Genomic DNA, 1,935 nt, shown 5'->3' on the forward strand with positions numbered 1-1,935 from the left:
CGAGGAAACGGCGCTGCTCGAGTCGCTCGAAGGCAAGAAGGGCCAGCCGCGCTTCAAGCCGCCGTTCCCGGCGAGCTTCGGCGTGTACGGCAAGCCGACCACGATCAACAACACCGAGACGTTTGCCGCGGTGCCGTTCCTGCTGTCCATCGGGCCGCAGAATTACCTCGAGATCGGCAAGCCGAACAACGGCGGCACGAAGATTTTCTCGGTGTCGGGCGACGTCGAGCGTCCGGGCAACTACGAAGTGCCGCTCGGCACGCCGTTCGCGACGCTGATGGAGCTCGCTGGCGGGATGCGCGGCGGCAAGAAGATCAAGGCCGTGATTCCGGGCGGGTCGTCGGCACCGGTGATCCCGGGCGACATCATGATGCAGACGGATCTCGACTACGATTCGATCGCGAAGGCGGGCTCGATGCTCGGTTCCGGCGCGGTGATCGTGATGGACGAGACGCGCTGCATGGTGCGCTCGCTGCTGCGCCTGTCGTACTTCTACTACGAGGAATCGTGCGGCCAATGCACGCCGTGCCGCGAAGGCACCGGCTGGCTGTATCGCGTCGTGAACCGTATCGAGCACGGCGAAGGGCGCCAGGAAGATCTGGACCTGCTGAACTCGGTGGCCGAGAACATCATGGGCCGCACGATCTGTGCGCTCGGCGATGCGGCGGCGATGCCGGTTCGCGGGATGCTCAAGCACTACTGGGACGAATTCGCGTACCACGTCGAGCACAAGCACTGCATGGTCGGCGGCCACGCGCACGCGGCGGCAGCCTGAAGCGAACCCGGTTGCGGAATTTGAGCGCACGGTCGGGCGAAGGCGCGAACGGGCGGAAATAGGTTAAGGACCATTCACCATCATGGTTGAACTTGAAATAGACGGCAAGAAGGTCGAGGTGCCCGAAGGCAGCATGGTGATCCAGGCTGCGCACAAGGCGGATACGTACATTCCTCACTTCTGCTATCACAAGAAACTGTCGGTTGCGGCCAACTGCCGGATGTGTCTCGTCGAAGTCGAGAAGATGCCGAAGGCCGTGCCTGCCTGCGCGACTCCCGTGTCGGCCGGCATGATCGTCCACACGCAATCCGACAAGGCCGTGAAGGCGCAGCAGTCGGTGATGGAATTCCTCCTCATCAACCATCCGCTCGACTGCCCGATCTGTGATCAGGGCGGCGAATGCCAGCTGCAGGATCTGGCGGTCGGCTACGGCAAGTCGTCGTCGCGCTACTCGGAAGAAAAGCGCGTGGTGTTCCACAAGAACGTGGGCCCGCTGATCTCGATGGAAGAGATGTCGCGCTGCATCCACTGCACGCGCTGCGTCCGCTTCGGCCAGGAAATCGCCGGCGTGATGGAGTTCGGCATGCTGGGCCGCGGCGAGCACTCGGAAATCACGACGTTCGTCGGCAAGACGGTCGATTCCGAAATGTCGGGCAACATGATCGACCTGTGCCCGGTTGGCGCGCTGACCAGCAAGCCGTTCCGCTACAGCGCCCGTACGTGGGAACTGTCGCGCCGCAAATCGGTGAGCCCGCACGATTCCGTCGGCGCGAACCTCGTCGTGCAGGTGAAGAACAACCGCGTGATGCGCGTGCTGCCGTTCGAGAACGAAGCGATCAACGAATGCTGGATCTCGGACAAGGACCGCTTCTCGTATGAAGGCCTCAACAGCGAAGAGCGCCTGACGAAGCCGATGCTGAAGCAGGGCGGCCAGTGGATCGAAACCGACTGGCAGACCGCGCTCGAATACGTCGCGAAGGGCCTGAAGGGCATCGCCGCGGATCACGGCGCGAACGCGCTGGCGATGCTCGCGAGCGCGCACAGCACCGCCGAAGAGCTGTTCCTCGTGAAGCAGCTCGCCAGCGAACTGAAGACGCCGAACGTTGATTTCCGTCTGCGTCAGCAGGATTTCTCGGCGCCGGTCCAGGGCGCACCGTGGC

1 protein-coding gene and 1 pseudogene are annotated in these 1,935 nt (G+C 63.4%); both read left to right on the plus strand.

Features of this window, described 5'->3' with window-relative positions; translation table 11 throughout:
- Window positions 1–775, plus strand: a 775-nt coding sequence (locus FOZ70_RS36960) for an NADH-ubiquinone oxidoreductase-F iron-sulfur binding region domain-containing protein (RefSeq protein ID WP_219707862.1), incomplete at its 5' end; no start/stop codon positions are given.
- A gap of 139 nt (window positions 776–914) precedes the next feature.
- A pseudogene (gene nuoG, locus FOZ70_RS38400) lies at window positions 915–1,935 on the plus strand (NADH-quinone oxidoreductase subunit NuoG); the annotation flags it as partial.

Origin of the sequence: Burkholderia sp. COPS, from assembly GCF_019425585.1 — a bacterium.
GTDB classification, from domain to species: Bacteria; Pseudomonadota; Gammaproteobacteria; order Burkholderiales; family Burkholderiaceae; genus Burkholderia; species Burkholderia cepacia.